The following is a 7,855-nucleotide window of genomic DNA, read 5'->3' as shown; positions in this document are numbered from 1 at the left end:
CAGGCAACTCAGAAATGCCGCTGACTTGCCTGCATTAACTTAAACCAACCGGCCTCCACGATTCCCGGCGCGGTTCAAGTTGCTTGATCAGTTCCGGGTCCAGGTTCAAGCCCTTGCCCGGTTCTACGGCCGCTTCTTCCTTACGTTTGCGTGGCATAAAGTGGCTCCTTGGCCATCAGTTTATGCCTCACACACAAAGGTTCGGATAGGCTCAGCAGATCGGCCGACAACGAACGCTGGCCAATCTTACGGTCCCGGAGTTGGCATAATCACGGCCTGCAACCGTGACGTCACGATCTCAGCACCGCATTCACCAAGCCATACAGCCGTATACCCATGCCGACCACCATCACGACCACCGCGTCGCTGAAACACATCCTCGAACACCCCGGCGACTTCTCCGGATGGCTCTGCCTGCCGCCGATGCCGTGGACGCTCGATACCGAGGGCGCATTCATCGAAGCCGCCCAGCAAGCCGAAGCCGACACGCCCCCCGCCACCGCACCGCAACCCGGCTGGCGCGTCACGCTGAACAGCGCGACGATCGAGGACATCGTGATCAACGCGCATGACCAGGTCGACGAACCGAGCGTCGCGCAATTGTTCGACGCATTCGTGTTCTACGTCGACAACGACGAGTTCATTCTGCTCTGACGAGGCATGCGCCGCGCGCCACAGTAAAAAAGGACCGCCGAGGCGGTCCTTTTTTCATGCAGCATCAACATCCGAACGAAGCCCAGCCCTCAAGGCAACGAAATCGTCAAATTCGCCGACTCCGGGCCCACCTTGATCACCTGCGAATAGGGCGCCAACGCCTGCAGCGTCTTGTCCTTCAGATACGTATTGAGCCCGAGATACCCGAGCAGTGCGACAAGCGCAAACACCGCCCCGATCGCCCAAACCGGCACCTCACGCTTCAGCCGATGCGCGATCTGATCCGGCAGCGGCCAATGCGGCGCAAACGCGGCCCGCTTGCCCTTCATATGCGCGATCTCGTCGCCCAGTCGCGCGGTGAGGTAAGCCAGCTTCTCCGGCCCCTCGAGCAGATACTTGCCCTGGAACCCGAGCAGCAGGCACATATGAAACACCTCGAGCGACTGCAACCGCGCCGCGCCCTGCGCGCGACATTCCTCGAGATACTGAAAGAACTTCTCCCCCGCGAGCTGCTCGCCGAACAACACGAGCTGCAGCGGCCGGCGTTCCCAGTCGGTGCGGATCTTGAACTGCGACGACAGCACCATCTCGTCGACGGCCGCGCAGTACGCGAACTTCGCGCCATACACGTCCTCGGCGGGAATATTGAGCTTCTTCGCGCCACGCTCAAAATCCGACAGAAACTCCTGGATCTTCGTGCTGAACTCGCTCGCGCTGTCCGGCTCGCGGCCGTTCTTGAGCAGGAACAGCATGAAGAACCCGTCGTACAGCAGGTCGAGCAGCGAACGGGCCTGGAACGCGGCGTCGGTCGACGCCGGGGTCTGCAACGGGGCCGGCGTGTTGTCGCCGAACAGGGAGGGCGCGTAGCTCATGATGTGACCGCGATCAGTTCGAATTTCAGGTCATTGATGCCAGTCGGCGCGTAGATCATCGCGGACTGGGCCTGCAGCATGCGCTCGTACAGCGCGCCGCGCGAATCGAGCGAGAAATAGCACGCGCCCGGCCGCACGGGAATCGCGGGCGGCACCTGCGGCGTGTACGACAGCCGCACGCCGGGCATGGCCGACAGCACGAGCTTGTCGACGTCGTCGGGCGCGCCGACCTTGAAGCGGGCCGGCACCGCATCGATGAGCTCGACGTTCGGCATGTCGGCGGACACCGCCAGATAGAACTCGGTCTTGTCGTCGATCTTGCCCGAATCGAGGCGGCCGAGGTGGAACGACGGACGCACCTCGTCGAGCGTGATCGCGAAGTAGCGCGTCGAGATCACGGTGTCGAGCAGCTCGCGCAGCATCAGGTCGAGACGCGCGAAGCTCGGGCCAGGATCGTCATGGCGATACACGGGCAGGTCGGCGAGCGTATAGCCCTTCGAGAACGTCATCAGCTGGCCCGCGAGGCGCAGCAGTTCCTGGAACAGGCGCTCCGGATGCAGCGCCGCATGCTGGTGCAGGTGCGCGAGCGTCGCGAACGCGGCGTTGGCGGTGTGCAGCAGCCAGAACGACGCGATGTCGCCCGAGCGGAACTCGATGATGTTCTTCGACGGTTCGCGGTGAAAGCCATACAGCGCATTGACCTTCGCCTGCAGCGCGTCGACCAGCTGACGCAGCCGCTGGTGCAGGATCGGCGATGCGTCGATCGCGAGGCACGGCGGCACGAAGCTGTCGTCAATCTCGAAGCCGGACGTCGCGGTGCGGCGCACGCGCACGAGCGGCACCGACAGCAGCTGGTCGCGCGGCTCGCTGTGTGCGATCAGCTTGACTTGCGTCTTCAGGAACGTGATGTCGGCTTCGGCGGCGTCGGTGAAGTTGTCGGCGACGCTCGTCTGCTCGCTGACGAAACGCGTCATGAAGCCGGCGGCCGGATCGTCGCTGTAGTTGGTGCTGTTCTCGCGCAGCGGGTGCAGCGCGAGGTAGAACACGAACTCGTTGATGCCGTCGGGCAGCGTGTCGAGCGCGATCGGCGGCGGCAGGTCGTCGGCCTGCGGCGCGGCATACAGCGCACCGTCCTGGAACACCAGCGCGAGCTCGGCCACGCGCAGCACGTTGCTGCCGAGCGCATCGCGGTCGATGCGCACCGAGCGCACGCCCCAGTTGTAAGGCTGGATCGCCTGGATGGATTCGAACAGGCGCGCCTCGTGGTAGGCGTCCTGCCGCTGGAAGTGTTGAGGCCGGAGGAACAGCCCTTCCCCCCATAGCACCTTGGCCGAATAACTCATGTCAAATCCGGTTAATGTGGCGTTGCGATGTAATCGATTTGTTCGTGCCCGAATTAATCGCCAATTTGTTAACTCTTGTTAAATGACATTCGTGCGTCATGCTTAACCGCAGGTGACCGACGAAAGCATATTCAGCGGTTGCGAGGGCGCACCTTGTTGCGGTGCGATGACAGAGCCGTCGGTGACCGTCATCGCGCAATTATGCAGGCCGATGATTATGCCGGATTTCTCCGACTTCGCCGGGTCGAATGTCAGTTTCCATCGCTGGATTGCGGGATCACGGAACAGCGCGACGATGCCGAATGCCTGCGCTTCGCGCGACACCTTTTCGGTTGCGGTATAGCGCTGGCCCGGAATCAGCGTGATTTCACGCACGTTCAGCAGATCGGCGCCCAGTGCGGCCTTTTCCTTGGTCGGGTCGGTGAATGCGTCGAACGGCGCTTGCTGGAACGAAGTCGGATCCTTCAGCGCGTAGAGTCTCACCACTAACGCGAGCGGCTTGTGATCGTTCGCGGCGTTGAGGTTGGGCGCGGCGGCGAGCGTGAGCCCGATGTTGCGCGGCGGCTTCTGGGCGTCCGGCAGTTCGGGCTTGCCGATTCCGGCGGCCTGCATCACGGCGCCTGCGGCGGAGCCGAGCAGCGGGGCGGCCGCGCATCCGGCCAGGAGCGCGCAGGCAATCAGCGGCAGCGCATAGCGAATCATGGACGATCTCATCGTGTTTCCGGCGTGCCGCCTTTAACTCCCCTGTCAAAACTGCCGGGTATTTCCGCGTTCCACGCGAATGCCCGGCTTATCTGCCGTTCAACTATTAAGCACACGTGCGGCGCAACGCCTGTTCGGAAATTTTTTCCGTCGCCCGGGCGATGCGTTGCCGGCCAAGTAAAACTTGCGCATTCCGGTCGATGCGAAAGCCGCTGGCGGGCCGCTGCCAGAGGTGTTTCGAGGGGGTAGCGCACGATTTTAAAAGGAATTACTCTGCACGCAGCGATTGAATTATGAAAAATTGATCGGTACTATACCCGCGCGCTTCTTGCAAAGCAAAAGAACCAGATTCTCAACGATTTTAATACTCACGCGCCGGTGGATATAACGATGAAAGACCGTCTCTTCGCAAAATTGTCTGGGGTAGTGCTGGCTTGCGGCGTGATCGCCGGTTGTGCGAGCCAGCCGCCGGCACCGCCGACTGCCGAGGTGTTCAACAAGTCGCTGGCCGATGCGGACGCCGTTGCGAAGTCGGGCGATCAGGACAAGGCGCTCGGCCTGTACCAGCAGCTCGCGAAGTCGGATCCGACGCGCGAGGAACCGTGGTCGCGCATCGCGCAGATCCAGTTTGCCCAGAACCACTATGGCCAGGCGATCGTCGCCGCGCAGGAAGCCCTGCAGCGCGACGCGACCGACCGTCAGGCGAAGAGCGTGCTCGCCGTCGCGGGGCTGCGGATCGCGACGCAGTCGCTCGGCGAACTGCGCCAGGACTCGTCGCTCGCGGGCGACGCGAAGTCGGACGCGCAGGCGCTCGCGAAGCAGCTGCGCGACACGCTCGGCGAATCGGCGCTGTTCCCGCCGGAGCAGCGTGCCACGAAGGCGCGTCCGCCGCGCCGCATCGTTCATCGTCCGAAGGCCGGTGCGGCACCGGCCGCTGAAGCAGCAACGACCGCGCCGACGCCGTCGGCTCCGCCGCAGGCCGCGGCGGCGCAGAAGGGCGGTGCGGATCCGTTCAGCGCGCTGCGCAACTGACCGCAACTGACGCGATAACCACAACTAACCTGGGAGCCGTCGAGATGGCCAAGAAAGAAAGCATTCAGAAAAGCTTGCAGAAAATACGGCCGCCGCGCGTCCAGCTGACCTACGAGGTCGAGAAGGGCGACGCGATCGAGGTGAAGGAACTGCCGTTCGTCGTCGGGGTCGTCGGCGATCTGGCGGGCCAGTCGGAAGTCGAGCAGCCGAAGCTGCGCGACCGCAAGTTCGTCAACATCGACCGTGACAACTTCGACGACGTGATGAAGGCGATCGAGCCGCGCGCCGCGTTCCAGGTGGAAAACCGCCTGAGCCCGGAAGGCGGCAAGTTCGCGGTCGACCTGAAGTTCCGGTCGCTGTCGGATTTCAGCCCGGACGAAGTCGTCGAACAGGTCGAGCCGCTGCGCCGCCTGCTCGAGGCGCGCTCGAAGCTCGCCGACCTGCGCAACAAGCTCGCCGGCAACGACAAGCTCGAGGACCTGCTGTCCGAGGTGCTGAAGAACACGCAGCAGCTGCAGGAGCTCGCGAAGGGCACGGGCGGCGACAAAGACGGCGAATGACGACGGAGTGTTGAGATGAACCAGCAAACGGCTGCGGCCCAAGCGAGCGGCGCGGAATACGCCGCCGGGACTTCACTGCTCGACGACATCGTCGAGAAGAGCAAGGTCGCGAAATCCGATTCCGAGCATGCGCGCGCGAAGGACCTGATCGGTGAACTCGTGCACCAGGTGCTCGACGGCACGGTGATCGTGTCGGACAACCTGTCGGCGACGATCGACGCGCGCGTCGCGGAACTCGACCGCCTGATCTCCACGCAGCTGTCCGCGGTGATGCATGCGCCGGAATTCCAGCGCCTCGAAAGCACGTGGCGCGGGATGGACTATCTGGTCAAGGAAAGCAACACCGGCCAGACGATCAAGATCAAGGCGCTGCACGCACCGAAGCGCGACCTCGTGCGCGACTTCAAGGGCGCGAGCGAGTTCGACCAGAGCGCGCTGTTCAAGAAGGTCTACGAAGAAGAGTTCGGCACGTTCGGCGGCTCGCCGTTCGGTGCGCTGATCGGCGATTACGAGATCTCGCGCCAGCCGGAAGACATGTACTTCATCGAGCAGATGTCGCACGTCGCGGCGGCCGCGCACGCACCGTTCATCGCGTCGGCATCGCCGGAGCTGCTCGGCCTCGAGTCGTTCTCCGACCTCGGCAAGCCGCGCGATCTCGGCAAGGTGTTCGACACGGTCGAATACGCGAAGTGGAAGTCGTTCCGCGATGCCGAGGATTCGCGCTACGTCGGCCTCACGCTGCCGCGCTTCCTCGGCCGCCTGCCGTTCAATCCGAAGGATGGCCAGACCGCGGAGAACTTCAACTTCGTCGAGGACGTCGACGGCACCGAGCACGACAAGTATCTGTGGTGCAACGCAGCGTGGGCCTTCGCGGCACGCCTGACGGCCGCGTTCGACGACTTCGGCTGGTGCGCGGCGATCCGCGGCGTCGAGGGCGGCGGCCTCGTCGAGGACCTGCCGACCCACACGTTCAAGACCGACGACGGTGAAGTCGCGCTGAAGTGCCCGACCGAAATCGCGATCACCGATCGCCGCGAGAAGGAGCTGAGCGACCTCGGCTTCATCCCGCTCGTTCATTGCAAGAACTCGGATTACGCAGCGTTCTTCGCCGCGCAATCGGTGCAGAAACCGAAAAAATACAGCACCGACAGCGCGAATGCGAACGCGGTCCTGTCCGCCCAGCTTCAGTACATCTTCTCGGTATCGCGCGTCGCGCACTACCTGAAGGCGATGATGCGGGACAAGATCGGCAGCTTCGCATCGGCGCAGAACGTGGAGACTTTCCTCAACCGGTGGATTTCGCAGTACGTCCTGCTCGACGACAACGCGTCACAGGAACAGAAGGCGCAATTCCCGCTGCGCGAGGCATCCATACAAGTGTCGGAGATTCCGGGCAAGCCGGGCTCGTATCGTTCGGTCGCGTTCCTGCGTCCGCACTTTCAGCTCGACGAACTCTCGATTTCTCTGCGACTTGTCGCTGATCTGCCCAAACCGGCAAATTCATAAGCGAGTAAATCGCCCGGGCGGGCCGCCTGGGTAGGACGTTAAAACCACCTCTTTGGGGAGTCGAAGGGCCATGTTACATATGCACTTGCAGTTTGGTAGTCCGGCGGTGAAGGGCGAGTCCGCGGACAAAGACCATCAGGGCTGGATCGAACTGAAATCGTGGGATCACTCGATCGTTCAGCCGCGTTCGGCAACGGCATCGACCGCAGGCGGTCACACGATGACGCGCTGCGAGCACGGCGACATGATTTTCACGAAGGAAATCGATTCGTCGAGCCCGCTGCTGTACCAGCACGCATCGGGCGGCACCACGTTCGATGAAGTGACGGTCCATTTCTCGCGCGCGGACGGTGAAGGCAAGCGCGTGCAGTATCTGGAAGTGAAGCTCAAGTACGTGATCATCTCGAGCATCGCGCCGAGCGTTCGCGAGGAAGGTCTGCCCCTCGAGACGTTCTCGCTGAAGTACGCGGCCGTGCAGTGGAAGCAGACCCAGCAGAAGATCGGCGGCAACCAGGGCGGCAACACGCAAGGCGCCTGGAGCCTGACGAAGAACGACAAGACCTACGCGGTCTAAGGTCGGTTGCGGCAACGGAGCGCCGGGCGTCCCGTTGCCGTTTTCGCTGTGCACGCCGGCCGATGAAACGATTCGAACCCAGTTTTCTCGACAAGCTGTTCGACGACGAACCGCACTTGCCGGCCTCGGCCGCAATGCGGCAATTGTCGCTGGACGAGCTCAAGAATACGGTCGCCCGCGACGTCGAGGCGATCCTCAACACCCGTATCGCGCACACCGAAATCGAGCTGGCCGCGCTGCCGGAATGCCAGAAGTCGGTGCTGACCTACGGGCTGAACGATTTCGCGGGGCTGAGCCTCGCGAGTCACTACGACCGCGCGTTCATCTGCAAGTCGATCCAGCAGGCCATCGCGCGCCACGAGCCGCGGCTGCAGCAGGTGCAGGTGACGTTCGAGCTGAACGAGCAGTCGACCAACGCGCTTTACTTCGCGATCCAGGCGCTGCTCGTCGTGCACCCGGCCGAGGAGCCGGTGAGTTTCGACGCGATGCTGCAGCCGTCGACGCTGCAGTATTCGGTCACGCGCACACGCGCGGCCAGAATGCTGTAAATCAAGCCGCCGAGCGGGCCGGACCGCCCGGTGGCGGATCAGGGTCCGGCAGGAAATATTGAGG

9 protein-coding genes are annotated in these 7,855 nt (G+C 63.1%); 6 read left to right on the top strand and 3 right to left on the bottom strand.

What is annotated here, in order from left to right:
• Positions 1-336: 336 nt before the first annotated feature.
• Positions 337-654, top strand: a complete 318-nt coding sequence (locus tag DIE23_RS27090; RefSeq protein ID WP_124614927.1) for a hypothetical protein — start codon at positions 337-339, stop codon at positions 652-654.
• Between the two features lie 89 nt (positions 655-743).
• On the opposite strand, the gene icmH is transcribed toward DIE23_RS27090, so the two are convergent.
• The 3 genes from icmH to tssJ all read right to left on the bottom strand — a co-directional run bounded on the left by icmH (position 744) and on the right by tssJ (position 3,583).
• Positions 744-1,526, bottom strand: a complete 783-nt coding sequence (icmH, locus tag DIE23_RS27085) for a type IVB secretion system protein IcmH/DotU (protein WP_124614926.1) — start codon at positions 1,524-1,526, stop codon at positions 744-746.
• A complete protein-coding gene (gene tssK / locus DIE23_RS27080; RefSeq protein WP_124614925.1) occupies positions 1,523-2,869 on the bottom strand; it encodes a type VI secretion system baseplate subunit TssK in 1,347 nt (448 codons plus the stop codon). The genes icmH and tssK overlap by 4 nt, the downstream gene beginning before the upstream one ends.
• 102 nt (positions 2,870-2,971) lie before the next feature.
• Positions 2,972-3,583, bottom strand: coding sequence for a type VI secretion system lipoprotein TssJ (gene tssJ, locus DIE23_RS27075; protein WP_057924730.1), 612 nt, complete (start codon positions 3,581-3,583; stop codon positions 2,972-2,974).
• Between the two features lie 378 nt (positions 3,584-3,961).
• Between tssJ and DIE23_RS27070 the strand changes: the two genes are divergently transcribed.
• The 5 genes from DIE23_RS27070 (at position 3,962) to tssE (ending at position 7,791) form a co-directional block, all read left to right on the top strand.
• Complete coding sequence (locus DIE23_RS27070) at positions 3,962-4,603, top strand: M48 family metallopeptidase (protein ID WP_124614924.1); 642 nt, start codon at positions 3,962-3,964, stop codon at positions 4,601-4,603.
• A 44-nt stretch (positions 4,604-4,647) separates the two neighbouring features.
• Complete coding sequence (gene tssB, locus DIE23_RS27065) at positions 4,648-5,163, top strand: type VI secretion system contractile sheath small subunit (RefSeq protein ID WP_044845930.1); 516 nt, start codon at positions 4,648-4,650, stop codon at positions 5,161-5,163.
• A 15-nt stretch (positions 5,164-5,178) separates the two neighbouring features.
• Entirely contained in the window at positions 5,179-6,669 is a 1,491-nt protein-coding gene (gene tssC, locus DIE23_RS27060; RefSeq protein WP_039320274.1) for a type VI secretion system contractile sheath large subunit, read from the top strand.
• A 70-nt stretch (positions 6,670-6,739) separates the two neighbouring features.
• Positions 6,740-7,243: a type VI secretion system tube protein Hcp gene (locus tag DIE23_RS27055; RefSeq protein WP_006477093.1), complete on the top strand. Its 504-nt coding sequence runs from the start codon at positions 6,740-6,742 to the stop codon at positions 7,241-7,243.
• Positions 7,244-7,305: 62 nt separating this feature from the next.
• On the top strand, positions 7,306-7,791 hold the full coding sequence (gene tssE, locus DIE23_RS27050; RefSeq protein WP_059465243.1) for a type VI secretion system baseplate subunit TssE: 486 nt from the start codon (positions 7,306-7,308) through the stop codon (positions 7,789-7,791).
• The last annotated feature ends 64 nt before the right edge of the window (positions 7,792-7,855 follow it).

This window comes from Burkholderia sp. Bp9143 (assembly GCF_003853645.1).
In the GTDB taxonomy this organism is placed as follows: domain Bacteria; phylum Pseudomonadota; class Gammaproteobacteria; order Burkholderiales; family Burkholderiaceae; genus Burkholderia.
The sequence above is the reverse complement of the archived record's forward strand: the minus strand, read 5'-3'. Positions and strand labels throughout refer to the sequence as shown.